Origin of the sequence: Leucobacter chironomi DSM 19883, from assembly GCF_000421845.1 — a bacterium.
GTDB lineage: Bacteria > Actinomycetota > Actinomycetes > Actinomycetales > Microbacteriaceae > Leucobacter > Leucobacter chironomi.
Genome location: NZ_ATXU01000003.1, coordinates 251,047 through 276,873, shown reverse-complemented (window position 1 = coordinate 276,873; position 25,827 = coordinate 251,047). Strand labels below are relative to the sequence as shown.

Below are 25,827 nucleotides of genomic sequence, written 5' to 3'. Positions count from 1 at the left end.
GGGGAGAAGCAAGGGGGCAGGGGTGTGGGGGCAAGTTTGGGGGGCAAGTGAGGGGGCAGGGGAGGGTAGCCTCGGGATATGTCTGCTCCGCTCCGCATCGGCTTCGTCATGCTGCACACCTCGCCCCTCGACGTGCCGGGCACCAAGGACGCCGGCGGCATGAACGTGGTGGTGCGGGCGCAGGCCGACGCGCTCGCCCTCGCGGGGCACGAGGTGACCATCTTCACGCGCCGCAGCGACCCCGCGACACCGCACCGCACCGTGCTCGCCTCCGGGCTCGCGGTCGTGCAGATCGACGCCGGCCCCGCGCGGCTGCTGGCGAAGGGCGAGCACGAGGCGGTGATGGCGCAGTTCGGCGAGCGGCTCGGCGAAGCGGTGCAGCAGGCCCCGGTCGACCTGCTGCACGCCGAGCACTGGTTCTCGGGCATCGCGGCGCTGCCGGTGGCGCGCAGCGCCGGGATCCCGCTCGTGCAGAGCTACCACTCGATCGCGGCGCCCCCCGAGTCGCCGCTCACCGACGGCGAGCGGCCCGAGTCGCCGGGGCGTCTGGCGGGGGAGCGGCGGCTCGCCCGCGAAGCCGATCTCGTGATCGCCGTGAGCGAGGCCGAGCGGCGCACCGTGCTCGACCGGCTCGCCGGCGACCCGGCGCGCGTGCGTGTCGTGCCCCTCGGCGTCGACACCGAGCTGTTCCACCCGTGCACCGAACCGCACGGCGCGGTAGAGCACGACGACGCGGATCGCGGCGCAGGCGAGCGCCCCGAGGCGATCCTCGTGGGCCGTCTGCATCCCCTCAAGGGCTTCGACCTCGCCATCGAGGCCGTCGCCGCGCTGCCGCCCGAGCGGCGTCCGAGCCTGCGCATCGTCGGTGCGGCCCCGCCCGACGGCGACGACTACGTGCGCGCACTGCACGAGGCGGTCGCCCGGCACGGCATGGCCGGTACGACCCTGTTCGAGGGAGCCCTGCCGCGGGAGGAACTCGCTGAGCGCCTGCGCCGCGCCACCGTGATGCTCGTGCCATCGCACTCCGAGACCTTCGGGCTCGTCGCCCTCGAAGCCTCGGCGTCGGGCGTGCCCGTGATCGCGCGCGACACGGGCGGGCTGCGCGAGGCCGTCCTCGACGGCGAGACGGGGCTGCTGGTGCAGGGCGACGATCCGCAAGCGTGGGCCGCGGCGCTCTCCGCGCTGCTCGACGATCCGCAGCGGATCGCCGAACTCGCCCGCCGCGCCCGTCCGTACGCCCTCGACCACAACTGGGCGGCCTCGGCCGAGCGACTGCTCGACACCTACCGCGCGCTGCTGGCGCCCGAGGCGCCCCGAGCACCCGAGGCGTCCGCCCACCGCGGCTGAGCGGTCCCCGGCAGCCTGCACAACGCAGACCGCCCGAGCAACGCAGACCGCCCCGACCGCAGAACGCGGTCGGGGCGGTCTCAGCGCGTGAGCGCGTCGCCTACTTCTCGGCGAGGAAGGCTTCGAGCTCTTCGCGCGCCACGTGATCCGCCTTCTGCACGGGCGGCGACTTCATGAAGTACGCCGAAGCGGCCTCGACCGGGCCCGCCTGACCGAGGTCGAGGGCGACCTTCGCGCTGCGGATCGCATCGATCATGGTGCCCGCCGAGTTCGGGGAATCCCACACCTCGAGCTTGTACTCCAGGCTCATCGGCACATCGCCGAAGCCGCGACCCTCGAGGCGCACGAACGCGAACTTGCGATCCTCCAGCCACGGCACGTGATCGCTCGGGCCGATGTGCACGTCGTCGGCGTCGAGGTTCGCCGAGATGTTCGAGGTCACCGCCTGCGTCTTCGAGATCTTCTTCGACTTCAGGCGGTTGCGCTCCAGCATGTTCTTGAAGTCCATGTTGCCGCCCACGTTGAGCTGGTACGTGTGGTCGAGCGCGATGCCGCGGCTCTCCATGAGGTGCGCGAGCACGCGGTGCGTGATGGTCGCGCCGACCTGGCTCTTGATGTCGTCGCCGACGATGGGCAGGCCCGCCTCGACGAACTTCGCCGCCCACTCCGGGTCGCTCGCCACGAACACGGGCACCGCGTTCACGAACGCGACGCCGGCGTCGAGCGCGGCCTGCGCGTAGAACTTCACGGCCTCCTCGCTGCCGACGGGCAGGTAGCAGGCGAGCACCTCGGCGCCCGAGTCGCGCAGCGCCTGCGCCACGTCCACCGGCTCCGCGGGCGACTCGGTCACCTCGTCGCGGTAGTACTCGCCGAGGCCGTCGAGAGTGGGACCGCGCTGCACGGTCACCCCGAGCGACGGCACCTCGGAGAACTTGATGGTGTTGTTGCGGCCGGCCCAGATGGCCTCACTGAGATCCGCACCCACCTTCTCGGCGTCCACCTCGAAGGCGGCGACGAACTCGAGATCCGAGACGTGATACCCGCCGAGCCGAACGTGCATCAACCCCGGCACCTGGGCGCTGTCATCGGCGTCCCGGTAGTACTCGACTCCCTGGACGAGCGAGCTCACGCAATTCCCGACGCCCGCGAGGGCAACCTTCACCGTCATAGCACCAATTGCTTTCTCTGCTGTTCTTCCCCGTATCATCGGGGCGCACCAAGTTTCGATTTTACTCCTGTTGCTGAATGGCCCGAAATGACGCGGAGCGATCCGAACGTGAAGATCAGCGAAAAGCTGCGCGAAGCGTAGGCTTGACGGGCGGAGCGCGCTCACCGACGGGCGCCGGACGAGGGGTGAGCCGCCGAATGAGCGATACGGGCCTGCACGAGGGGCGGATGGTCGTCGAAACCGCGATCCGCGCCGCCCACGAGGCGGGGGCGATCGCGCTCGACGGATTCCGCGGGCGCGACCTCGGCCTCGACGTCAAGACCGACATGCACGACGTCGTCACCCGCTACGACCGCGCGGCCGAAGCCCATATCCGCGGCGTGATCCTGGAACGCTTCCCCGACTCGGCCATCGTGGGCGAGGAGGAGGGGGAGACGTCGGGGGCGGGGCCGCTCACCTGGTACCTCGACCCCATCGACGGCACCTCGAACTTCGCGCGCGGCATCGCGATGTGGGCGGTGAGCATCGGGGTCGCGGTCGACGGCGAGATGGTCGCCGGGGTGATCTACGACCCCGTCGCCGGACAGCTGTTCTGGGCCGACGATCGGGGCGCCTTCCTCGCCGAGCGGCCGGTGGACGCCGCGGACGCGCTCGCGCGCTGCCGACCGCTGCAGAGTTCCGGATCGACCGCACCGTCGCGCGCGACCGTCGCACTGAACTTCCCGCTCGCCAGGGATCTCGTGCACTTCCCGGAGCTGGCGCTCGAGCAGTACGCCGAGGTGACGCGCACCTTCGCCCAGGTGCGGGGGCTCGGCAGCACCTGCATCGCGCTCGCCTGGATCGCGGCGGGATGGCTCGACGCGACCGTCTCCTTCGAGACGAACCCGTGGGACGTCGCAGCGGGGGCGTTCATCATCCGCCGCGCCGGCGGCGTCTACCGCTCCTACGCGCACGGCGAGATCCTGCCCGAGCGGGGCGACCACCTCGGCCCGCACTACTACGCCGCCGTGGCCGGGGGCGATTTCGAGCTGCTGCACGAGATCATGCGCACGCAGAGCCGCCGCCCCTGAGGGCGGGGAGAGGCCGCGGGCCGGTCACGGGGCGCGGGTCCGGATCCCCGACCCCCGCGCGTATCAGCCGCGGGTGAGCTGCGCCGCGAGCTGCAGCAGCAGCGGCTCCGAGCCGGGACGCCCGATGAGCTGCGCGCCCATCGAGAGCTGCCCGGCACCGTGCGGGTCGGGCACGGCGAGCGTCGGCACCGCGACCGCCGGCAGGCCCGAGACGTTGACCATCGACGTGAACGGGGTCCACTCGCACTGGGCGCGGTAGTCGGCGTCGGCGTCCAAGTCCATGAAGGCTCCGATGCGGGGCGGAGGCGTGGCGAGGCCCGGCGTGAGCACCACGTCGTAGCGCGCCCACTCGGTGCGCAGTCCGGCGGCGATGCCGCGCAGCGCCTCGGCCGCGGCGAGGTGCGTCTCGCGGGGCGTCGCGAGGGCGCGTTCGCGGAACACGCGGGTGAAGGGGGTGAGGCGCGCCTCGGCCTCGGGCGACAGCCCGAGGAGCGAGAGCCCCGCCATCCAGCAGCTCGTGAAGACCTCGGTGTAGCGCGGATCGTATGCGAACCGGGCCTCCTCGACGTGGTGGCCGCGCGCGATGAGGCCGGCCGCAGCGGCCTCGTAGGCGGCGCGCGCCTCGGCGGAGATGGGGGTCGGATGCGCCGACTCGAACGGCGACGCCGTGCTCATGCCGATGCGCAGGCCGGTGAGCGCGTCCGCCGCCCGTACCGCCGCGAGGGCGGGCGCGGGGGAGCCCGTCATCGCGTCGAAGAGCAGCGCGGCGTCCTCGGCGGTGCGCGCGAGGGGGCCGCTCACCACGAGCTTCGGCGCGCCGAAGTCGTCGAGCGGTCCGCCGATCACGTCGGTGGGCACGGTGCCGAGCCCGGGCTTCAGGCCGATGAGTCCGCAGGCGAGGGCGGGGATCCGGATCGACCCGCCGCCGTCGCTGCCCGGCGCGACGGGCAGCAGGCCCGCTGCGACCGCAGCGGCGCTGCCGCCCGACGAGCCGCCGGGCGTGCGTTCGGGATCGAGGGGGTTGCGCGCCGGGGCCGCCACGAGGTTCTCCGAGTAGGCGTTGAGGCCCAGCTCGGGCACCTGCGTCTTGCCGAGCGAGACCGAGCCCGCGGCGCGCAGCACCGCGACGCCCACGTGGTCGTGCTCGGCGACGAGCGCCGGGAGGGCAGCCGTGCCGCGGGTGGTCGGCGCTCCGGCGACCTCGACGAGGTCCTTGTGCGCGAGCGGCAGGCCGTGCAGCGCGGGGAGGGCGCCGGGCACCGCGCGCTCCTCGGCTGAGAGTGCGGCGAAGCGGGCGTCGGCCGCGTCGGCTTCGGCGAGCGCCTGCTCGGCCGTCACCGTGACGAAGGCGCCGAGATCGGGCCGCTCGGCGATGCGGTCGAGGTAGTGCTCGGTGGCGGCGCGAGATGAGAGTTCGCCCGTGCGCAGGGCGGCCTGGAGTTCGAGGGCGGTGCCGGGGAAATCGCTCATGCCGCCACTCTAGGCGCTGTGCTGCGGTTCCCGTAGGGGCCTGCGGTGCTGCCCCTCGCGCTGTCCTCGGGTGCTGCCCGGCTCAGCACCCTTGTTGCGAATGGTTATCAAGAGCTGTTAGTGTGAGACTCGTTCTCATCTAGAAAGTCACTCATGCCCCACGCTTCACGCACTCACAGCCCCCTCAAGATCGCCTCGCTCGGCGCGGCTGCGCTCGCCGCCGCCCTGCTGCTCACCTCCTGCACCGGAACCGCTCAGGGAAGCGACGGATCCGACGGCCTCAGGGTCGTCGCGACCACCACGCAGCTCACCGACTTCGCGGGCCAGGTGGGCGGCGATGACATCGAGCTCACCGGGCTGCTCGCACCCGGCGGCTCCGCTCACCACTTCGACCCGACTCCCGCCGACCTGCTCGCCCTGGGCGAGGCCGATGTGCTCATCGTCAACGGCGAGGGGCTCGAGACCTTCATCGACGGCGCCATCGAGGCGTCGGGATTCGACGGGCGCATCATCACGGCGGCCGACGGACTCGATCCCGAACTGCTGCGCGAGATCACCGCCGAGGGCGGCGAGGCCCACGATCATGATCACGATCACGCCGACGAGGATCACGCCGACGAGGAGCACAGCCACGAGGCCGATGCGGCCGCGGCCGAGAGCGGCCACGCCGAAGAGGGCCACGCCGACCACGATCACGGCGATGTGAACCCGCACATCTGGACCAGCCCCCGCAACGCCTCCGGCATGGTGCGGGAGATCGCCACGGGCCTCGGCGAGGCCGACCCGGCCCACGCCGACGACTACGCCGCGCGCGCCGAGGCGTACTTCCAGCAGCTCGGCGAGCTCGACACCTGGATCACCGCGCAGTTCGAGCGCGTGCCCGCCGCGGATCGGGTGCTCGTGAGCGGCCACGACTCGCTGCGCTACTACCTGCACGACTACGGCATCGCGTTCGCGGGATCCATCCTGCCGAGCTTCGAGGACAATGCCGAGCCGAGCGCGGCCGACATCGACGCGCTGGTGGCCTCGATCAAGGAGCACGGCGTGAAGGCCGTCTTCGTCGAGTCATCGATGAGCCCGAAGCTGGCGCAGGCGATCGCGTCCGAAGCGGGCGTCGAGGTGGTCGACGCCGAGTCCCTCTACGCCGACTCGCTCGGTGCTCCCGGCGAAGGTGCCGAGGGCGGCAGCGCCCCCGGCACCGACACCTACATCGGCGCCACGGTGCACAACACGCGCGTGATCCTGGAGGCGTGGGGGGTCACCCCCGATCCGCTGCCCGCTAGTCTGCAAGGATGACCGCCGCATCCCCCGCAGCAGCAGCCGCGCTCGTCCTCGACGGCGCGGCCTTCGGCTACGCCGGCGTCACGCGCGTCGAACGGCTCTCCTTCGAGGTGCCGCGCGGTGCGGCCGTGGCACTCATCGGCCCGAACGGCTCCGGCAAGTCGACACTGCTGCGCGGCATCCTGGGACTGTCGGATCTCACAGCGGGCAGTGTGCGCGTGCTGGGAGGCGCCCCGGATCGAGCGCGGCGCAGCATCGGCACGCTGCCGCAGGCCGACACCCGCGACACGACGCTGCCGGTGAGCCTGCGCCAGGTCGTGACCATGGGGCTGTACCGCTCGCGGGGCGCGCTGCAGCCGATCGGCCGCGCCGGACGTGCCGCGGTGGCCGAGGCCTTGGAGCGCGTCGGGCTCGACGGGCTCGCGGGGCGCCGCTTCGGCGAGCTCTCCGGCGGCCAGCAGCAGCGCGGCATCCTGGCGCGGGCGCTCGTGTCCGATCCGGAGCTGCTGCTGCTCGATGAGCCGTTCAACGGCCTCGACCGCGAGAACCGCGATGCGCTGCTGCGCCTCGTGCGCGAGTTGCGCGACGAGGGGCGCACGGTGATCGTGTCGACGCACGATCTGGAGATCGCGCAGCAGGCGTGCACGCATGTGCTGCTGCTGGCGAGCGGGCACGCCCCCGATCAGCCGGGCCACCCGGCCGCGTTCGGCCTGCTCGACGAGGCGCTCACGCTCGACGCGGTGCAGCACGCCTTCCAGGACACCACGGTCGAGCTCGACCACCACACCGTCACGACGACGAGAGAGACGGAGTAGTGCTGGCGCGGCTCGCGGGGCTGCTCGCGCCCGCCGGAACCGGCCCACTCGCCGACGCGATCGCGGCGACCCCGCTGGCAGCCGTCTCGCCCGTCGAGGTCTTCGCGCTGCCGTTCATGTGGCGCGCGCTCGTGACGGTCGCGATCCTCGCGGTCGCAGCGGGCGTGGTGGGGCTGTTCATCAGCTTCCGCGAGCTGGAGTTCGTGAGCGACGGCCTGGTGCACGCGGTGTTCCCCGGGCTCGTGGTGGGCTCGGCGCTCGGCGGCGTCGCCGGGGTGCTGCCCGGCGCAGTGGTGGCGGCACTGCTGGCGGCGGTGCTGTTCACGGTGATCGAGCGGCGCGGGATCGGGGCCGACGCGGCGATCGCCGTGGTGCTCACAGGCCTGTTCAGCCTCGGCGTGGTGCTCGTCTCACGGCAGGAGGGGTACGTCTCGCAGCTGCAGGAACTGCTCTTCGGCCGCCTGCTCACGGTGACGTCGGCGCAGCTCTGGCAGATCGCGGTGGTCGCCGCCGCGGCGATCCTCATCGTGCTCGTCACGCGCCGCGCGCAGCTCTTCCGCGCCTTCGACCCCGCCGGCTTCGAGGCGGCGGGGTTCCGCACGCTGCGCACCGATCTCGCGCTGGGGGCGGCGGTGGCGCTGCTCACGGTGGCCGGCGTGCAGGCGCTCGGTGTGCTCATGGTGGTGGCGCTGCTGACGGTGCCGATGGCGGCGGCCCGCCTGATCTCGCGCGGCTTCGCGCTGCTCATCCCGATCGCGATCCTCGTGCCGTTGGCGGCGGGTTTCGCGGGGCTCTGGCTGTCGTTCGAGTGGTCGGTGGGCGCCGGTGCGACCGTGTCGCCGGGCGCCGTGGTGGTGCTGCTGCTCGTCGCCGCATACCTGCTGGCGGCGCTGCTGCGCGCACTGGCGCGCCGCAGCACGCCGGTGCTTCGGAGCTCACGCGTGTCTCGGACCGAACCCTCTGCGTTGCCCCGAGACATCGGTGAGCCCCGAGACATCGGTGAGGCCCGAGACGCGGGGCGGCCGGACCAGGACCAGAGACCGGGCCGGGGGCGCGCATGAGCTATTTCGCGCTCGCCGCGCTCGAACTCACCCTGCTCGGCCTGCTCTCCGGCCTCGCGGGCACGCTCATCGTGCTGCGCCGCCGCTCGTTCTTCGCGGTCGCGCTGAGCCACGCCACCTTCCCAGGCGGCGTCGTCTTCGCGGTGCTGGGGTGGAACCTGCTGCTCGGACAGGCGCTGTTCGCGCTGCTGCTCGTGCTGGTGATTACGCTGCTCTCGCGCATCCCCGGGCAGGGGCGTCAGGTGGCGAGCGGCGTGGTGCTCTCGCTGGGATTCGCACTGGGCACGCTGCTGGCGAGCCTCAATCCGGGGCTCGGAGTGCCGGTCGAGGCGCTGCTCGTCGGGTCGCCGCTCGGAGTGACCGTCGGCGATGTGACGGCGGCCGGGACGGTGCTGCTGCTCGCGGGGGCCGTGCTCGCGATGACGCGGCGCAGGATCCTGTTCCACACCTTCGACCCCGTAGGGTTCGCGGCCGCAGGCTTCCGGGCCTGGCCGGTGGAGCTCGTCGTGGCCGGTGTGGTGGCCGCGGCCGTGGTGGTGGCGATGCCGGCGGTGGGCGCGATCCTCGGGGTCGCGGTGCTCATCGGACCGGCCGCGGCGGCGCGCGCGCTCACCGACCGGATCGAGTGGATACCGCCGATCGCGGCGGGGCTCGGGGTCGCGGGCGGTCTGCTCGGGCTGTGGGCGTCGCGCGAGTTCGGCATCGCCGCGGGCGGATCCGTGGGTGTCGTGATGACGCTGGTGTTCCTCGCGGCGGTCGCGATCCGCTCCCTGCGCTCGCGGCCCGCGCCGCAGGGGTCGAGGGCTCCGAGCCCGCACGAGGTCTGAGCGGGATGTCCCGCCCGGAGGAACTTCGCTACGGTGGAGGGCAGATGCGGGAGACCGCTCGAGAGAGGAGGCGCGCCATGCAGCCGAAACGGAACACGTGGCAGCGCGAGGCGGTGCGTGCGGCGCTGGCCGGTGCGCGCGGTTTCGTGAGCGCCCAGCAGCTGCATCAGGAACTGCGGGACGGCGGATCCACGATCGGCCTCGCGACCGTGTACCGGGCGCTCGCGAGCCTCTCCGAAGCGGGCGAAGCCGACTCCCTGCAGTCGCCGGAGGGTGAGAACCTGTTCCGCTCGTGCACGATGACGGGGCACCACCACCACCTCATCTGCCGCAGCTGCGGCGACACCCGCGAACTCTCCGCCACCGTGGTCGAGGAGTGGACGCGCAAGGTGGGGGCCGAGCACGGCTTCACCGAGATCGAGCACGTCGTCGATCTCTTCGGCCTGTGCGAGCGCTGCCGCGCACGGGCCGAAGAGACCTCCGACTAGGGCGTGTCTCGCGGATCCTCGCCTACTGCGCGCGCCTGTTCGGGGCGCCTCGCTGCGTTGTCGTTGTCAGATTTACATCCAGCAAACCGTCCTCCTCCGCCTTGCGAGGCACCCCGCCCAGGCGCTGCTCGCAACGGCAACGATCCACGAGACACACCCGAGGCCGCGATCACGCCGCCCGGTTCCTCCGCGAGATGATCCGCTGCGCCCGGCGTCGCGCCCGGCGCAGGGCCACGCGCTCCCGGCGCCGCTCGACGAGGGTGTACAGGATCGGCACGAGCACCAGGGTGAGCAGCGTCGACGACACGAGGCCGCCGATCACCACGATGGCGAGCGGGCGCGAGATGAACACCCCGCCGCCCGTGAGACCGAGCGACATCGGCACCAGCGCGAAGATGGTGGCCGCCGCGGTCATCAGAATCGGACGCAGACGCAGGCGGGTGCCGTGCTCGACGGCCTCCTCGAGGGGGGCACCCGCGCTGCGCAGGCGGTTCACGAGGTCCATGAGCACGATCGCGTTCGTGACGACGATGCCGATGAGCATGAGCAGGCCGATGAGTGCGGGCAGTCCCAGCGGGGTGCCGGTGAGCAGCAGGCCGAGGATCGCGCCCGTCGCCGCGAACGGGATCGAGATGAGCAGCACCAGCGGTCCGCGGAAGCTGCGGAAGGTGGCGACCATCACCAGCAGCACTAGCATGATGGCGGCGAGCATCGCGGCGCCGAGCTGCGCGAAGGCCTCGTCCTGCTCGGCGCTGACGCCGCCGAGCTCGAAGCTGACGCCGGCCGGCAGCTGCGCGGTGGCGATGGCGCGCTCGACGGCGGCGTTCGCGGCGTCGAGCTGACCGCTGCGTGGCGTGACGGTGAGCGTGACCTGGCGCTCGCCGTCGGCGCGCGTGATCGTGGGGGCGGTGAGCTCCTCCTCGACGGTGGCGATGTCGGCGAGGGCGATCGCGGTGCCGGTGATGCGGGCCGCCGCCTTCTGCTCGGCCTCGGCCTGCTCCTGCTGCGCGAGCTGATCGGACGCGTCGGCCTGCGCCTGGCGCAGCGCCGAGATCTGCTCGTCGATGCCCTCGATGCCGCTCCGGGCGCCGGCGATCGCGCCCTCGATCGCGGCCAGCTGCTCGGCGCGCTGCTGGGCGGCGCGCTGCGCGGCCTCGTCGGCCGGGTCCGGCTGCGGTTCGGGTACGACGGGCAGGCTCTGCAGCTGGGCGAGCTGCGAGTTCAGCTCGCCCAGCTGGGCGACGAGCTGCGCGCGCTGCGCACCCGCCTCGTTCAGCTGCTTCGCCAGCTCGTCCGAGGCTCGCACGCGCTGGGTCTCGGCCTCCGCCTCGGCCCGCTCCTGGAGGGCGTCGGCGGCGATCTTCTGGGCCTGCGCCGTCTGCTGCGGGGTGACGGGCAGCAGCAGCGAGCCGAGCTGCTCGGCCGTGCGCTCAGCGCCGGGGGTGCGCAGCACGATGTCGCGTTCGCGACCCTCGAACATCATGCGGCCGACGGTCTTGCCCTCGAGCGCGGTACGCACGGCGTCGGCCACGAGGGCGCGGTCGAAGCCGAGCAGCGCGGCGCGATCCTCGTCGAGCTTCACGCGCACCACGGGCTGCTCGCCCGTGAGCTCGCTGCGCACGGACTGCACGCTCGACGAGTCGCCGAGCTGGGCCTCCAGCAGCTCGCTGGCCTGGCGCAGCGCGGCGGGGTCGTTGCCGCGGACCTGCAGGGCGATGCCGCCGCCGCCCGCGCCGCCGACGAAGGCGTCCTGGGTGAGCAGTTGCACGTCTCCGGCGTCGGGCACGCGCTCCAGGGCGCGCTCCACGGCGTCGCCGACGGTCTCCGCGTCGGCGCCGTCTTCGAGCTGCACGTCGTAGGAGATCGCGGTGGGCATGCCCGCGCTGCCGCCGCCCACGGGGATCGAGGTCATCACGTCGCGCACGCCGGGCACCTTGGCGAGCGCGCGCTCGACGGGTTCGGCGGCCGCGACGAGCTGCTCGGCGTCGCCGGTCTGCGGCGGGGTCTGCGTGAGCTGCAGGCTCTCGTTGCCGGAGGAGCCGAGGAAGTCGCTCTGCAGGAACGGGGTCATTGCGAGGGTCGCGACGAGCACGAGAGTCGAGGCGATGAGCGTGATCGCGGGGTGCCGACGGGTCGCGGTCAGGGCTGGCATGAGGGCTCGCTGCAGCCGGTCGGGGGCGGTGCGGGTCTCGGCCAGCTCGTCATCGTGCTCCGGATCCGGATCCTGCGTCCCCGCCGCGCGCGCACCGTGCCCGCGCCGATTCATGAACCAGTAGGCGAGCACCGGCACGATCGTCAGGGCGACGAGCAGCGAGGCGAGCAGCGCGATAGTCACGGTGACCGCGAAGGGCCGGAAGAGCTGCCCGGCGATACCCGAGACGAGCGCGATCGGCAGGAAGACGGCGACGGTGGTGAGGGTCGAGGCGGTGATGGCCCCCGCGACCTGGCGCACGGAGGCGACCACGCCGGCCACGGTGAGCGGCCCCGAGCCGCGGCGCCGGCTGATGTTCTCGATCACCACGATCGAGTCGTCGACCACGCGGCCGATCGCGATGGTGAGCGCGCCGAGGGTGAGGATGTTGAGCGTGTTGCCGCTCCACCACAGCCCGATGAGCGTGATGAGGAGCGACAGCGGGATCGAGACCGCCGCGATCACGGTCGAGCGCCACGAGCCGAGGAAGGCGAGGATCACGAGCACCGCGAAGAGCAGGCCGAGCCCGCCCTCGACCGAGAGATCGTGGATGGACTGCTCGATGTAGGGGGCCTGGTCGAAGATGGTGACGAACTCGGCCTTGAGGCCCGGTGCGACGCGGTCGAGCTCGGCGGTCACGGCGTGGGAGATGTCGACGACGTTGGCGCCGTGCGCGGGGAACACCTGCAGGGTGAGTGCCGGCTTCCCATTGACGCGAGAGATGCTGTCGGCCGGCACGGCCTCCGTGGTGACATCGGCGAAGTCGGAGAGGTGGGCGACGGCGACGGCGTCGTCAGCGCCGGTCGTGGTGAAGGGCAGGGCCGCGATCTCCTCCACCGTGCTGAGGCCGCTGCCCACGGTCACGGAGAGCTCGCCCTGCTCCGACGCCGCCTGCCCCGCGGGCAGCGCCGCGCCGCGGGCCTCCAGGGCGGGCGCGATCTGGGCGGGATCGATCTGCAGCCGCTCGACGTCGGCGGGGCGCAGTGCGATGAGGATCCGCTGCTCCTGCCGCCCAGCGAGCTCCACCTTCTGCACGCCGTTCACGCCCTGCAGCGCCGGCACGACCTCGCGGGCGAGGTCGTCGGCGAAGGCGGCGGAGTCGCCCGTCGTGCCGGCGCTCAGCACCATCGCGGGCATGTCGTCGGCGCCGCCCGAGAACACCTGCACCTCGCTGCCGCTCGGGAACGCCGGCTTCAGGGAGTCCGCGGCGGCGCGGATGGCGCGCAGCGTCTCCTCCTCGCCTTCCTCGAAGGGCCACTCGACCGTGATGTCGGCGGATCCGCTCGCGGTGGTCGAGGTGACGCGGGTCACGCCGGGCACCGCGCGCAGCGCCTGCTCGGTCGGCTCGGTGACGGTGCGGGCTATCTCCTCCGGGGCGAGGCCGGGCGACTGCACCGACACGAACGCGGCCGGCACCTGCATGGAGGGCATGAGCTCCTGCTTGAGCGAGCCCATCGAGATGAGGCCGAGCACGGCGACGGCGACGGTGGCGAGCCCCACGATCAGGCGGTTCTTCAGGCTGGTGCGAGTGAGAAAGGACATGTGCTCTTTCGATGTGAGCGGGCCCGGGCAGGGGAGGCTGCCATCGCCGGGCCTGCTGCGGGCGGATCGCCGCGGCTGCTGCGCGCACGGCTCGGTCGATGTTTCCAGCCTGCCGCGTCGCAGGGGCCGCCGCATCGTCCCCGGGTACTATTTCGGCTCATCCCGAAGGATGATTCGGGGAACCCGGAAGGCCGCCGCGGGCGGCGCGGATCGCGCGGCGCCCGCCGATTCAGGCGCGCGGCGTGATCCAGGTCCACTCGGCGTACTTGGCCGTGCGGCCGTCGCCGCTCGACCGGCCGGTGAGCCGGCGGCGCACCCACGGCACGACGTGCTCGCGGGTGTAGCGCAGCTGCTCGCGCCGGGAGGGTGCCGCGACCGGCGCCGCGTCGAGCACCCAGTCGATCGGTGCGGGGCGGTCGAGCGCGCGCAGCACGTTCGCGGCCACGCGGTGGTGGCCGACCGGCGCCAGGTGCAGGCGGTCGGGGGACCAGTACTGCCGGTTCGCGAGCTCGGGGTCGCTCCAGTTGTCGGCGAAGCGGATGCCGAGCCGCGCGGCGATGCCCTGCGCCTCGCGCACGAGCGCGTCGCCCTTCGCGCGCACGCGTGCCCCGCCGGGCAGGCCGGCGGTGGGGTTCGCTCCGGCGAGCAGCAGCGGCTCGGCCCCCGCGTCGATGACGCGCCGCAGCGCCTGCTCGGTCTCGGCGCTGATCCAGGCGATGTCCGTGCCCGGGCGCAGCATGTCGTTGCCGCCGCCGTTGAAGGTGACGAGGGTGGGGGCGAGAGCGAGCGCCGGAGCCAACTGCTCGGCGATGATCGGGGCGAGGAGACGGCCGCGGATCGCGAGGTTCGCGTACTGGATCGGCCGGCCCGCGGCGTCGGCGAGACCCTGCGCCACGAGATCGGCCCAGCCGCGCACCGAACCGTCCGGCTGTTCGTCGCCGACGCCCTCGGTAAAGCTGTCCCCGATCGCCACGTAGCGGATCGCGGCCCGCTCCTGCTGCTCGTCCACCGCTCCAGCCTACGCCCGCTGCAGTGCGCTCCGGCAGTCCCTCCGGGTCCGGCCGGCAGCGGGGTCGTGCGGCCGGTCCCCGGGCCCGGGCCGTACAGCCGGTCCGATGCGGTCGCTTCGCATGCGTACACTGTCTGCAGCGCTCCGAGCCGGGGCGCGCCCTCGCCGGAGCCGTCGAGCGCCGCGCGATCCGCCCGTCACCGGCCTTGAAGGATCCCATGAAACTGCTCCGCTCCATCCCGCTGCTCGGCTGGATCGTCATCGCGATCGTGCTCGGCATCCTGCTCGGGCCGGTGATGCCGGCCTGGCTCGGCGGCGTGTTCCTCACCTACAACTCGATCTTCTCGGGCTTCCTGGGGTTCGCGGTGCCGCTCATCATCCTCGGCCTCGTGACGCCCGCGATCGCCGAGCTCGGCACGGGCGCCGGCAAGTGGCTCGGGATCACGGCCGCCATCGCCTACGGCTCGACCATCATCGCGGGCCTGCTCGCCTACGCCGTGAGCCGCTGGCTGTTCACGGCGTCGATGACCGGCGGCGGTCTGAGCGAGCTGGGCGACGAGGGCGGTTCGGGCTTCGCTCCCTACTTCAGCGTCACGGCGGCGCCCGACGGGGCGGCGACCGAGATCGTGCTGGCGCCGGTGATCGACGTCATGAGCGCGCTCGTGCTCGCCTTCGTCGTCGGCATCGGGCTCACTGCGTTCCGCAGCCGCGTCCTGTTCCGCGGCGCGGTGGAGTTCCGCACGATCGTCGAGTCGCTGATCCGGCGCATCATCGTGCCCGCCCTGCCCCTCTTCATCTTCGGCATCTTCCTGGACCTCTCCGCGAGCGGCGCGGCGCTCGAGGTCGTCGGCAAGTTCCTGCTCGTCGTGCTCGTCTCCTTCGCGCTGACGCTCGTCGTGCTGCTGCTGCAGTACGCCGTGGCGGGCGCGATGTCGGGCACCAACCCGCTGCGGGCGCTCTGGAACATGCGCGACGCCTACTTCACCGCGCTCGGCACCTCCTCGTCGGCGGCCACGATCCCGGTCACCCTGGCCTCGACGAAGAAGAACGGCGTCTCCGACTCGGTCGCCGGCTTCGTCGTGCCGCTCTGCGCCACGATCCACCTGTCGGGATCGATGGTGAAGATCACCTGCTTCTCGATCGCGGTGCTGCTGCTGACCGGCGGAGACGTGTCGTTCGCGGGGTACTTCCCCTTCATCCTGATGCTCGGCGTGATGATGGTCGCCGCTCCCGGTGTGCCGGGCGGCGCCATCGCCGCCGCGGCGGGCCTGCTCGTGCAGATGCTCGGCTTCGGGGACGCGGAGGTCGGCCTGATGTTCGCGGCCTACATCGCCCTCGACAGCTTCGGCACCGCGACCAACGTGACCGGCGACGGCGCGATCGCGATGATCGTGAACAAGCTGACGCGCGGCAGGCTCGGCGCGCAGGCCCAGCAGGACTCCGATGAGGACGTCGAGCTGATCGACGGCGCGGTGGATCAGCGCCACTCGCTGGGCTGAGCCGGGCGGCGCCGCCGCGCGCTCCGACGCCGCGGCACCCGGCCACGACACGCCCGGGTGTTGCGCGAGTGCCGATCCTCGTCTAAACTCGATCTTTGGCTGTGCGCCGTCCCAGTGCGCAGACCGCGGGAGCCGCTCGGTTCGAGACCGGAATGATTCGTCAAGCCGGGGCTCCTGCAGACAAGAAATCTTGGGTGAGGCCGTCCGGCCTCACGGTATGAGAGGAAACACCATGGCAGCAGTGTGCCAGGTGACCGGCGCCGTTCCCGGCTTCGGTCACAACATCTCGCACTCGCACCGTCGCACCAAGCGCCGGTTCGATCCGAACATCCAGAAGAAGACCTACTACGTGCCGTCGCTCGGCCGCAAGGTGACCCTCACCCTGTCGGCCAAGGGCATCAAGGTCATCGATGCCCGTGGCATCGAGTCCGTCGTGGCTGATCTGCAGAAGCGTGGGGTGAAGTTCTAATGGCGAAGGACAAGGACGTACGTCCGATCATCAAGCTCCGCTCGACCGCGGGCACCGGGTTCACCTACGTGACGAAGAAGAACCGTCGCAACACCCCCGACCGCCTCGTGCTCAAGAAGTACGATCCGGTCATCCGCAAGCACGTCGAGTTCCGAGAGGAGCGTTAATCATGGCGAAGAAGAGCATGATTGCGAAGAACAAGCAGCGCCAGGCGATCGTCGACCGCTACGCGGAGAAGCGCGCTGAGCTGAAGAAGGCCCTCATCGACCCCAACGGGACCGATGAGAGCCGCGAGGCCGCCCGCGTGGGCCTGCAGAAGCTGCCCCGCAACGCTTCGCCGGTGCGCGTGCGCAGCCGCGACGTCATCGACGGCCGCCCCCGCGGCGTCCTGTCGAAGTTCGGCGTTTCGCGTGTCCGCTTCCGGGACATGGCGCACCGCGGCGAGCTGCCCGGCATCACCAAGTCGTCCTGGTAACAGGCTGCAGACGGTACGGCCGCTGAACGCGGACGCCACCGGCTGACGAGCGGGCGCGGATCCTCAGGGATCCGCGCCCGCTTTGCGTTTGCGGGACCTGCAGCCTGGGATTCCGCTCCCTTTTTGGGGGTTTCTGCGATGAAAACGACGCGAGATCCGCAGGATTCCGCCGAATTAGGGTAGATTCGTACGCGATCAACCGATCGGACCCACCCACCGGGCGGGGACACCTGAACCAGATCAGGGGCGGACGCCTCGCGTCGATGCCCTGGAAGGACACAACATGGCACTCAACAAGACTGAGCTCGTTGCCAAGATCGCGGCCGAGACCGGCCAGAGCCAGGCCGCCGTTTCGAGCGTGATCGACGGCCTCTTCGCCGCCGTCTCCGAGACCGTCGCCGGTGGCGACAAGGTGTCGATCCCGGGCTGGATCTCCTTCGAGACCGCGACCACCGCTGCCCGCACCGGCCGCAACCCCCGCACCGGCGAGACCATCGAGATCCCCGCCGGCAAGCGCGTCAAGGTGTCGGTCGGCTCGAAGCTCAAGGCTGCCGTGAAGTAACTTCTTCACCTCGGAAGACCCCGGCCGACGCTCGTCGCCGCCGGGGTCTTCTGCGTCTCCGGGAGCCTCGCCGAGGAGACGCCCGGCTTGCCGCGTTAGGCTGGTTCGGTGCCCCGATATCTGCGCGTGCTCGCTCCTGCCCTCCTGCTCGCGGCGACCCTCGCGGCGCTGCTCGTCGGGCTCGGGATCGGCGGAGCCGCCGACGAGCGCACGCTCGCAGACCCCGGCACGCTCGTGCGCTTCGGCGTGCCGCTCTCGCGCACCCTCGTGAACGTGTCGATGGCGGGCCTCATCGGCGCCGTCGTGATGGCCGTCTGGGCGCTCGCGGGCACCAGCCTCCCGGGCCACGGGGCAAAAGTCCGCACGAGCGCGGCCGACGCGCGCCGCTCCGCGGAGCCGCCCGCCGAGACGCGCGCGGCGATGGACCTCGCCGCAGCCTCGGCCGCCGTGCTCACCGTCGCGAGCGCGGCGACCATCCTCTTCACCTACGTCGACGTCTCGGGTCAGCCGTTCTCCCCGGATCCGCAGTTCGGCGCGGGGCTGGCGATGTTCGTGACCGAGATCGAGCTCGGGCAGCTGTGGATGATCGAACTGCTGCTCGCGGCGGTGACCACCGTGCTGGCATTCGCGATCCGCGGCCGCAGGCTCACCCTGCTCGTGCTCGTCGCCGCCCTGCTCACCACCCTGCCCCTCGCCCAGCAGGGGCACGCCGCGGGCGCCTCGGGGCACGGCCTGGCCGTGAACTCGCTGCTCGTGCACCTGCTCGGGGCCGCGGTGTGGCTGGGCGGCCTGCTCACCCTGATCTTCGTGGCTCGGGTCGTCGACCGGCCGCGGCTCGCGGTGCTCACCGCCCGCTACTCGACGCTGGCGCTCTTCGCTTTCGTGGGCGTGGTGGCGTCGGGCGTGGTGAGCGCCTGGCTGCGCATCGGATCGCTCGACGCCCTGCTCGGCACCGGCTACGGGCAGCTGGTGCTGCTCAAGACCGCGGCGCTCGTGGTGCTCGGCGTGTTCGGGGCCGTGCAGCGCACCCGCCTGATCCCGCGCATCGCGAGCGGGGGCACGCGGGTCTTCGTGTGGTTCGTGCTCGCCGAGCTCGCCGTCATGGGGGTGGCGAGCGGCGTGGCGGGGGCGCTCGGCCGCACGGCCACGCCCGTCGCGCTCGAGCCCGCGCGCGACCAGGGCGGCCGGATCAGCCCGGCCGAATGGCTGACCGGCGATCCGCTGCCCCCCGAGCTCACCTTCGAGAGCTACCTCACCGAGTGGAAGTTCGACCTCGCCTGGGTGCTCGTCTGCGTGTTCGGGGCGGCGCTGTACCTGGCCGGCGTGATCCGCCTCGCCCGCCGCGGCGACCGCTGGCCGGTGGGTCGCACGATCGCGTGGCTGCTCGGCATGCTGCTGCTCTTCTACACGACGAACGGTGCGCTCAACGCCTACGAGCAGTACCTGTTCAGCGTGCACATGCTGGGCCACATGATGCTCACCATGCTCATCCCGCTCGTGCTCGTGCTCGGCGCGCCCGTCACCCTCGCGCTGCGCGCCGTCGAGCGGCGCACCGACGGTTCCTGGGGCGGGCGCGAGTGGATCCTCTGGGCCGTCGCGACCCCCTACTCCAAGATCATCACCCACCCCGCGGTGGCCGCCGTCGTGTTCTCGGGGTCGCTGTGGGTCTTCTACTTCACGCCGATCGCGCGCTGGGCGGCGCAGGAGCACCTGGGCCACCAGTGGATGATCATCCACTTCCTCATCGCGGGCTACCTGTTCAGCCTGTCGATGGTGGGCGTCGACCCCGTGCCCTACCGCTTCCCGTACCCGCTGCGCCTCGTCACGCTGTTCGCGACGATGGCATCGCACGCCTTCTTCGGCGTGACCCTCATGACCGGCGACGGGCTGCTGCTGGCCGACTGGTACGGCGCGATGGGCCGAACCTGGGGGGCGACGCCGCTCGAAGACCAGTCGACGGGCGGCGGGATCGCGTGGGGCATCGGCGAGCTGCCGACGCTCGCGCTCGCGCTCGTGGTGGCCGTGCAGTGGTCGCGCAGCGACGCGAAGGAGCAGAAGCGCAAGGATCGCGCCGAGGAGCGATCGGGCGACGCCGAGCTCCAGGCCTACAACGCGATGCTCGCGGCGCAGGCGGATCGCGACGAGCGGGTGCGGGCCTCGGGTCGGACGACGCCGGGCGCATAGGATCGCGCGGCGGTGCTGCGGCGCCGGCGGGCCCGCGCGGAGGCTCCGCGGTCCCTTCGGCTACGCGCCCGGAGCGCCCTCGTCGGTCACCGTCACATCGGCGCGGTGGAAGTTCAGGTGCGAGCGCGAGGCGGTGGGGCCGCGCTGGCCGAGGTAGCGCGAGAACGTGGCTCCCGCACCGTAGGGCCGGTCGGCGGGGGAGGAGAGCCTGAAGAAGCAGAGCTGGCCGATCTTCATCCCGGGCCACAGCCGGATCGGCAGCGTCGCCACGTTCGAGAGCTCGAGGGTGACATGCCCCTCGAAACCGGGATCGATGAAGCCAGCGGTGGAGTGCGTGAGCAGGCCGAGGCGGCCGAGCGAGCTCTTGCCTTCGAGACGGGCTGCGATGTCGTCGGGCAGCGACACCTTCTCGAAGGTGGATCCGAGCACGAACTCGCCCGGGTGCAGGATGAAGCCCTCCGCGGGGTCGACCTCGATGAGGCGGGTCAGCTCGGGCTGCTCGACCGCGGGGTCGATGACCGCGTACTTGTGGTTGTCGAAGAGTCGGAAGTAGCGGTCGAGTCGCACGTCGACGCTCGACGGCTGCACCATCGAGGCCTCGCTGGGCGTCAGGCCGATGCGCCCGGAATCGAGTTCGGCGTTGATGTCGTGATCGGAGAGCAGCACGCGAACGATTCTATGCGAGGGCGGGCGCCCCGGCGGATCAGCTGCCCGGCGCCTCTTCGGTGAGCACGAAGAGCAGCTCGGTGATGCGATCGCCGAGGTCCTCCGCGCCGCCGTGGGCGCTGCCGCCGGAGATGGCCGCGAGCCGCGCCGATCGGTCGTACAGGCCGTCGAAGGCGGCGAGGGCGCGCTCGACCGGGAGCACGAAGCGACGGCCCGCCGCGTCGACCAGCTTCTCGACGACCTCGGCCAGCTCGCCCTTCAGCGAGTCGAGGAATCCCGCGAAGCCCGGCGGGGCGAGCTCCGGGTCGCGCATCGCGAGGAGCATGAACTCGGACTCGAGCGCGAACCACGCCGACTCTGCCGCGAGCGGCGAGAGGAACTCCTGCACGTAGCCGGCGACCTCGGCGGGTTGCAGGGGCTCGGCGCAGCTCTGGAGGTGGGGGAGGAGGCTTTCGGCGCGCGCGGTCAGCTGCGCCGCGCGCCGCTCGTACTGGTGCTGCAGGGCCGCGAGGAACAGCTCCTCCTTGCTGGAGAAGTTCGAGTAGAACGCGCCCCGGCTGAATCCGGCGCGGCTGCACACCTGCTCGACGGTGGCGCCCTGCAGGCCCTCTTCGGTGAAGACCTCGGCGGCGGCGTCGAGCAGCCGGTTGCGGGTCTCCTGGCGACGAGCGCTGAGTGCCGGGTCCACGGCAGCGCCCGGCGCTGGGGGGTCGACGGCGGAGAACATGCCTGTCATTCTCTCACGCGCATCCGAAGCTGGGAGCCTTCCGATACATCCGTGTATCGGAACGCATACACTGGTGTATCGAAGCGATGCGCCAGTGCATCGAACCATCCCGCCCGCGCCGCCACCGAAAGGCACGCATGTCGACGCTGCTCTACGCCCTCGGACGCTGGGCGACCCGCGCCCGCTTCCTCGTGCTCGCCCTCTGGATCGTGCTGCTCGCGCTGCTCGGCACCGGGGCCGCCCTCTTCGGACAGGGCGCCAACGCGCCCATCACCATCCCCGGCACCGAATCGCAGCAGGCCATCACCGAGCTCGGGCGCACGTTCCCCGAGGTCAGCGGCACCAGCGCCACCATCATCGTGGTCGCGGCCGACGGCCAGCGCGCCGACGATCCGGCCTACGAGCGCATCATCGACGACGCGGCGGCCGAGCTCGAGGGCGTCGAATCCGTCACGGCAGTGCAGACGCCGTTCAGCGAGGAGGCGAGCGGCGGTCTCGCCGACGACGGCAGCGCCGCGCTCATCACCGTGCAGATCGAGGGCGAGGTGAGCAGCGTCTCCGACACCACCGTGGCGGGCATCGAGCGGGTCACCGACGACATCCGGGATCGCCTGCCCGAGGGCGCCGAGACCTCCTACGGCGGCGAAGCGTTCTCCGCCGCCGTGCCCGGGATCAGCCCCACCGAGGCCATCGGCGTCGCGATCGCCTTCGTGGTGCTGATCCTCACCCTCGGCTCGCTCATCGCCGCCGGCATGCCCCTCCTCATCGCGATCCTCGGCGTGGCCGTCTCGATCGCCGGCCTCTTCCTGGTGACGGCGTTCGCCGATCTCACCTCGACCACGCCGATGCTCGCCCTCATGCTCGGCCTCGCCGTGGGCATCGACTACACGCTCTTCATCGTGAGCCGCCACCAGGAGCAGTTGCGGGCCGGCACCGCCGTCGACGAGTCGATCGCGCGCGCCACCGCCACCAGCGGATCGGCGGTCGTGTTCGCGGGCCTCACCGTCATCATCGCCCTCGTGGGTCTGGCCGTGGCCGGGATCCCCTTCCTCACCGCGCTCGGAGTCGCCGCGGCCGCCGCGGTCGCCGTGGCCGTGCTCATCTCGGTGACGCTCACGCCCGCGATCATGGCGATGGCCGGGCTGCGGATCCTGCCGAAGCGGCAGCGGCTCGCACTCGCGGGCGCAGCCGACTCCGCAGCCCCCGCCTCCGCTCCCGCGCCCTCCCGCGCCGACCGCTTCTTCGCGGGCTGGGTGCGCGTCGTCACCCGGCGGCCCCTCGTCACGATCGCCGCCGTGCTCGTGGCGCTCGGCATCGCCGCGGTGCCCGCGCTCGACCTGCGTCTCGCGCTGCCCAACGCGACCTCGCTGCCCGCCGACGACCCGGCCCGCGTCACCTACGAACTCACCGGAGAGCACTTCGGCGAGGGCCACAACGGCCCGCTGCTGCTCACCGGATCGATCATCACCAGCGAGGATCCGCTCGGCCTCATGGCAGACCTCGCCGACGAGGTGCGCGCGGTGCCGGGCGTCGCCGACGTGCCGCTCGCCACCCCCAACCGGGGCGCCGACACCGGCATCATCCAGGTCGTGCCCGAAGAGGGGCCGCACGCCGCGAGCACCACCGAGCTCGTGCACACGCTGCGCGAGCATCACGACGAGTGGCTGGAGCAGTACGGGGTCAGTCTCGCCGTCACCGGCTTCACCGCCGTCGGCATCGACGTCTCCGAGATGCTCATGCACGCGCTGCTGCCCTTCGGCATCCTCGTGGTGGGCCTGTCGCTGATCCTGCTGGCCATGGTCTTCCGCTCCGTCTGGGTGCCCATCAAGGCCACCCTCGGCTACCTGCTGTCGGTGGGGGCCGCGTTCGGCGCGGTCGTCGCCGTGTTCCAGTGGGGCTGGTTCGCCGATCTCTTGCATGTGAGCTCCACCGGGCCCGTGCTGAGCTTCATGCCGATCATCCTGATGGGCGTGCTCTTCGGCCTCGCGATGGACTACGAGGTGTTCCTCGTGTCGCGCATCCGCGAGGAGTACGTGCACGGCGCCGGCGCCCGCGACGCGATCCACCGCGGCTTCGTGGGCAGCGCCAAGGTCGTCACCGCGGCGGCGCTCATCATGTTCGCGGTGTTCGCCGCCTTCGTGCCCGAGGGCGACCCGTCGATCAAGGTGATCGCGCTGGGCCTCGCGGTCGGCGTGTTCGTCGACGCCTTCATCGTGCGCATGACGCTCGTGCCCGCCGTCATGGCCCTCCTCGGCGACCGTGCCTGGTGGATGCCCCGCTGGCTGTCGCGCGTGCTGCCCGCGTTCGACGTGGAGGGCGAGGGCCTGGCGCGCGAGATCGAGCACCGCGAGTGGCCCGCCGAGATGCCGAACGCCGTCATCGCGGCCGAGCGGCTCGCGCTGCATGGCGGCCTGCGGCTGCCCGAGCTGCGGGTCGCGCCCGGCGAGACCCTGCTGCTCGACCCGCGCGATCCGCTCTCCCTGCCGCTCGCCGAAGTGCTCACGGGCCGCGCCCCGATCGTCACCGGCACCGTCAAGGTCGACGGGCTGCTGCTGCCCGAGCGAGCCGCGTCGCTGCGCGCCCGCTCCGCGTGGGCCGCCCCCGAATCGCTGCGCGAGGCGCTGCAGGATCGCCCCGCCATCGTGCTGCTCGACCTGCGGGCGGCGGGCGAGCGACCGCTGCCGCTCTCGCTCGTCGAGAGCGCCCACTCGGCGCTCGCGGCGGCCGGGATCGAAGGCGTTCGCGGATCGCGCCCCGCACCGGCTGTGATCGTGCTCGGATCGCGCGAACTCGCCGAGCGCCTGCTGCTGCGCGACACCGTGTTCGTGCGACCGCCGTCGGCGGCCGGTGATCCGCCCGCACCCGAATCGCGCACCCTGGAAGGAGCCGGCCGATGAGCGCCACCCTCACCCCGCTGCGGGGCCGCAAGCCCGTGCACTGGACTACCCTGCTCGGGCTCGTGCTGGTGCCGCTCACCGTCGCCGCCGTGCTGCTGTGGGGGCTCTGGAACCCCACCGAGCGCCTCGAGACCGTGACGGCCGCCGTGGTGAACCAGGACCAGCCTGTCGAGGTCGACGGGCAGACCGTGCCGCTCGGCCGTGTGCTGGCCGGCGAGCTGATCGGGTCGGCATCCGGCTCCGATTCCGGATCAGGATCCGGATCCGACGCCGAGCGCACCAACTTCACCTGGGTGCTCACCGACGAGGACGACGCCCGGCAGGGTCTCGACGAGGGCCGCTACGCCACCGTCGTGACCATTCCCGAGAACTTCTCGGCCGCGGCGACCTCGCTCTCCGACGGGCCCGACGGCGCGCAGCAGGCCCACATCGACATCGCCGAGAGCGACCGCGGCCGGCTCGTCGACACCGCGCTCAGCGGCATCGTCACCCAGACCGCCACCAGCGTGCTGAACCAGCAGCTCGGCGCGCAGTTCGTGGGCAGCGTGTTCGTGGGCATGAGCGAACTGCACCGCGGCATCGGAGAAGCCGCTGATGGCGCCACCCAGCTCGCGGACGGCGGCGCGCAGCTGGCCGAGGGCGCCGGATCGCTCGCGACCGGCACCTCGCAGCTCGCCGACGGCACCCAGCAGCTCGCGGGCGGTGCCGGGGAACTGGCGAACGGAGCGGGGGAGCTCGCTTCGGGTGCGGCGGGCCTGAGTGGCGGTGCCGCTCAGCTTTCGGCCGGGGCCAGTGGGCTCGCGGGCGGCGTGCGCCAGCTGGCGAGCGGCGATGGGGCCGGCAACCCAGGTCTTGCCGGGCTCGCGACCGGGGTCGAGCAGTACACCGGTGGGGTGAACGAGGCGATCTCCGGGTTGCAGCTCGGGGCTGGTGCGGCAGTCGGGCCCCTGACTCAGCTGCGCGATGCGATCAGCGGGGGCTTGATTCCCGTCGACGACCCGGTGGCGGCCGTTTCCCAGCTCAATGCGCTCATCGAGCAGTTGCAGGGCGCGGCGAGCGGCGCCCCGGAGTCTCCCCTGCAGCAGTTGAAAGACAGCGGCGCCCAGCTCTCAGGCGGTGTGCGCGCCGCCGCTACGGGTGCGGAGGAACTGGCGACCGGAGCCGAACGTTTCGCCGGCGGAGTCGCCGACTTCGCCTCGGGAACCGCGCAGTTCTCGAGCGGCGCCGCAGCACTATCAGCCGGAGCCTCGCAACTCGCCACCGGCACCTCCGAGCTCGCAGCGGGCACCCCGGCACTCGCGGAGGGCGCCTCGCAGCTCGCCTCCGGCGCGGAGCAGTCTGCTGCCGGCGCGCGCGAGCTCGCGGGCGGGCTCGGCGAGGCCGTGAGCGGCATCCCGAACTACACCGAGGCGCAGCGCGACAAGCTCGCCGAAACCGCGATCGCGCCCGTCGAGGCGCGCGGCGGTACCGACGAGCTGTTCAACGCCTCCGGCGTGCCGCTGTTCGCGGGGATCGCGCTGTGGGCGGGCGCGCTCGCGATGTTCCTGGTGCTTGCGCCGCTGTGGCGCCGCACCCGCGAGGCCGCACTCGGCGTCGGGCGGATCACGCTGCGCAGCGCGGTGCCCGCAGTGGCGCTGGGCGCCGTGCAGGGAGCCATGGCCGGCATCGTGCTGCCGATGGCGCTCGGCTACGACTTCGGGCGTGGCTCCGCCTTCTTCGGGCTGGCACTGCTCGCGGGCGTCGCGTTCGCGCTCGTGGTGCAGGGGCTCTCGGCGCTGCTCGGCGGCCTCGGCCGCTTCATCGCCTTCGTGCTGCTGGTGGTGGCCTTCGCGGTGGGCATCGTCTCGACCGTGCCGGGTCCGCTGGCCGCGGTGGGCGATGCGAGCCCGATCGGGGCCGCGCTCGGCGGATTCCAGGCGATCGCCACGGATGCGTCCGGGGCCGGCATCGCAGCGGTCGCGCTCACGCTCTGGGCGCTCGGCGGCCTCGCGCTGACGGCGTTCGCGGTCGCCCGCGTGCGGAAGGCGGCCCGGGCCGAAGGGTAGGCTCGGCCCGCCACCCCTGGTTCCCGCCGGTTCG

21 protein-coding genes are annotated in these 25,827 nt (G+C 72.2%); 15 read left to right on the top strand and 6 right to left on the bottom strand.

Translation table 11 applies throughout. The features are described from left to right. The first annotated feature begins 78 nt into the window (after nucleotides 1-78). Complete coding sequence (locus H629_RS0105090) at nucleotides 79-1,347, top strand: glycosyltransferase (RefSeq protein ID WP_024356220.1); 1,269 nt, start codon at nucleotides 79-81, stop codon at nucleotides 1,345-1,347. A gap of 100 nt (nucleotides 1,348-1,447) precedes the next feature. On the opposite strand, the gene H629_RS0105085 is transcribed toward H629_RS0105090, so the two are convergent. Then, nucleotides 1,448-2,515, bottom strand: a complete 1,068-nt coding sequence (locus H629_RS0105085) for an inositol-3-phosphate synthase (RefSeq protein ID WP_029746589.1) — start codon at nucleotides 2,513-2,515, stop codon at nucleotides 1,448-1,450. A gap of 197 nt (nucleotides 2,516-2,712) precedes the next feature. Here H629_RS0105085 and H629_RS0105080 point away from each other — a divergent pair, with 197 nt between their 5' ends. Further along, complete coding sequence (locus H629_RS0105080) at nucleotides 2,713-3,585, top strand: inositol monophosphatase family protein (protein ID WP_029746588.1); 873 nt, start codon at nucleotides 2,713-2,715, stop codon at nucleotides 3,583-3,585. A gap of 63 nt (nucleotides 3,586-3,648) precedes the next feature. Here the strand turns inward: H629_RS0105080 and H629_RS0105075 are convergent, their stop codons facing one another. Then, entirely contained in the window at nucleotides 3,649-5,055 is a 1,407-nt protein-coding gene (locus H629_RS0105075; protein ID WP_024356217.1) for an amidase, read from the bottom strand. A 153-nt stretch (nucleotides 5,056-5,208) separates the two neighbouring features. On the opposite strand from H629_RS0105075, the gene H629_RS0105070 reads away from it, so the two are divergent. The 5 genes from H629_RS0105070 to H629_RS0105050 all read left to right on the top strand — a co-directional run bounded on the left by H629_RS0105070 (nucleotide 5,209) and on the right by H629_RS0105050 (nucleotide 9,527). Further along, a complete protein-coding gene (locus H629_RS0105070; protein WP_024356216.1) occupies nucleotides 5,209-6,351 on the top strand; it encodes a metal ABC transporter substrate-binding protein in 1,143 nt (380 codons plus the stop codon). Next, entirely contained in the window at nucleotides 6,348-7,151 is an 804-nt protein-coding gene (locus H629_RS0105065; RefSeq protein ID WP_024356215.1) for a metal ABC transporter ATP-binding protein, read from the top strand. The genes H629_RS0105070 and H629_RS0105065 overlap by 4 nt, the downstream gene beginning before the upstream one ends. Further along, nucleotides 7,151-8,212 carry a metal ABC transporter permease gene (locus H629_RS0105060; protein ID WP_240471044.1) on the top strand — a complete coding sequence of 354 codons (1,062 nt, stop codon included), beginning with the start codon at nucleotides 7,151-7,153 and terminating at the stop codon, nucleotides 8,210-8,212. The genes H629_RS0105065 and H629_RS0105060 overlap by 1 nt, the downstream gene beginning before the upstream one ends. After that, nucleotides 8,209-9,039: a metal ABC transporter permease gene (locus tag H629_RS0105055; protein WP_024356213.1), complete on the top strand. Its 831-nt coding sequence runs from the start codon at nucleotides 8,209-8,211 to the stop codon at nucleotides 9,037-9,039. The genes H629_RS0105060 and H629_RS0105055 overlap by 4 nt, the downstream gene beginning before the upstream one ends. A gap of 77 nt (nucleotides 9,040-9,116) precedes the next feature. Further along, entirely contained in the window at nucleotides 9,117-9,527 is a 411-nt protein-coding gene (locus H629_RS0105050; protein WP_024356212.1) for a Fur family transcriptional regulator, read from the top strand. A gap of 169 nt (nucleotides 9,528-9,696) precedes the next feature. Here H629_RS0105050 and H629_RS0105045 read toward each other — a convergent pair whose 3' ends face one another. Next, nucleotides 9,697-13,260, bottom strand: coding sequence for an efflux RND transporter permease subunit (locus H629_RS0105045; RefSeq protein ID WP_029746586.1), 3,564 nt, complete (start codon nucleotides 13,258-13,260; stop codon nucleotides 9,697-9,699). Between the two features lie 229 nt (nucleotides 13,261-13,489). Next, the gene (locus H629_RS0105035) at nucleotides 13,490-14,269 is read right to left on the bottom strand and encodes an SGNH/GDSL hydrolase family protein (protein ID WP_024356211.1); all 780 of its coding nucleotides are present in this window, start codon (nucleotides 14,267-14,269) and stop codon (nucleotides 13,490-13,492) included. Between the two features lie 218 nt (nucleotides 14,270-14,487). Between H629_RS0105035 and H629_RS0105030 the strand changes: the two genes are divergently transcribed. From H629_RS0105030 to H629_RS0105005, 6 genes are all read left to right on the top strand, one after another. Next, nucleotides 14,488-15,768, top strand: a complete 1,281-nt coding sequence (locus H629_RS0105030; RefSeq protein WP_024356210.1) for a dicarboxylate/amino acid:cation symporter — start codon at nucleotides 14,488-14,490, stop codon at nucleotides 15,766-15,768. Between the two features lie 232 nt (nucleotides 15,769-16,000). After that, the gene (gene rpmB / locus H629_RS0105025; RefSeq protein WP_024356209.1) at nucleotides 16,001-16,237 is read left to right on the top strand and encodes a 50S ribosomal protein L28; all 237 of its coding nucleotides are present in this window, start codon (nucleotides 16,001-16,003) and stop codon (nucleotides 16,235-16,237) included. Beyond that, entirely contained in the window at nucleotides 16,237-16,404 is a 168-nt protein-coding gene (gene rpmG, locus H629_RS0105020; protein WP_017884003.1) for a 50S ribosomal protein L33, read from the top strand. The genes rpmB and rpmG overlap by 1 nt, the downstream gene beginning before the upstream one ends. A 2-nt stretch (nucleotides 16,405-16,406) precedes the next feature. Continuing rightward, complete coding sequence (gene rpsN / locus H629_RS0105015) at nucleotides 16,407-16,712, top strand: 30S ribosomal protein S14 (RefSeq protein ID WP_024356208.1); 306 nt, start codon at nucleotides 16,407-16,409, stop codon at nucleotides 16,710-16,712. A 283-nt stretch (nucleotides 16,713-16,995) separates the two neighbouring features. Then, nucleotides 16,996-17,274 carry an HU family DNA-binding protein gene (locus H629_RS0105010; RefSeq protein WP_017884001.1) on the top strand — a complete coding sequence of 93 codons (279 nt, stop codon included), beginning with the start codon at nucleotides 16,996-16,998 and terminating at the stop codon, nucleotides 17,272-17,274. Nucleotides 17,275-17,382: 108 nt separating this feature from the next. Then, on the top strand, nucleotides 17,383-19,458 hold the full coding sequence (locus H629_RS0105005) for a bifunctional copper resistance protein CopD/cytochrome c oxidase assembly protein (protein WP_024356207.1): 2,076 nt from the start codon (nucleotides 17,383-17,385) through the stop codon (nucleotides 19,456-19,458). A 60-nt stretch (nucleotides 19,459-19,518) separates the two neighbouring features. Here H629_RS0105005 and dcd read toward each other — a convergent pair whose 3' ends face one another. Together dcd and H629_RS0104995 are read right to left on the bottom strand one after the other, a co-directional pair. After that, the gene (dcd, locus tag H629_RS0105000) at nucleotides 19,519-20,124 is read right to left on the bottom strand and encodes a dCTP deaminase (RefSeq protein ID WP_024356206.1); all 606 of its coding nucleotides are present in this window, start codon (nucleotides 20,122-20,124) and stop codon (nucleotides 19,519-19,521) included. Nucleotides 20,125-20,161: 37 nt separating this feature from the next. Continuing rightward, on the bottom strand, nucleotides 20,162-20,851 hold the full coding sequence (locus H629_RS0104995) for a TetR/AcrR family transcriptional regulator (RefSeq protein WP_024356205.1): 690 nt from the start codon (nucleotides 20,849-20,851) through the stop codon (nucleotides 20,162-20,164). 137 nt (nucleotides 20,852-20,988) lie between these two features. On the opposite strand from H629_RS0104995, the gene H629_RS0104990 reads away from it, so the two are divergent. Together H629_RS0104990 and H629_RS0104985 are read left to right on the top strand one after the other, a co-directional pair. After that, on the top strand, nucleotides 20,989-23,748 hold the full coding sequence (locus H629_RS0104990; RefSeq protein ID WP_024356204.1) for an MMPL family transporter: 2,760 nt from the start codon (nucleotides 20,989-20,991) through the stop codon (nucleotides 23,746-23,748). Then, nucleotides 23,745-25,793, top strand: a complete 2,049-nt coding sequence (locus H629_RS0104985) for a YhgE/Pip family protein (protein WP_024356203.1) — start codon at nucleotides 23,745-23,747, stop codon at nucleotides 25,791-25,793. Before H629_RS0104990 ends, H629_RS0104985 begins: the two co-directional genes overlap by 4 nt. The last annotated feature ends 34 nt before the right edge of the window (nucleotides 25,794-25,827 follow it).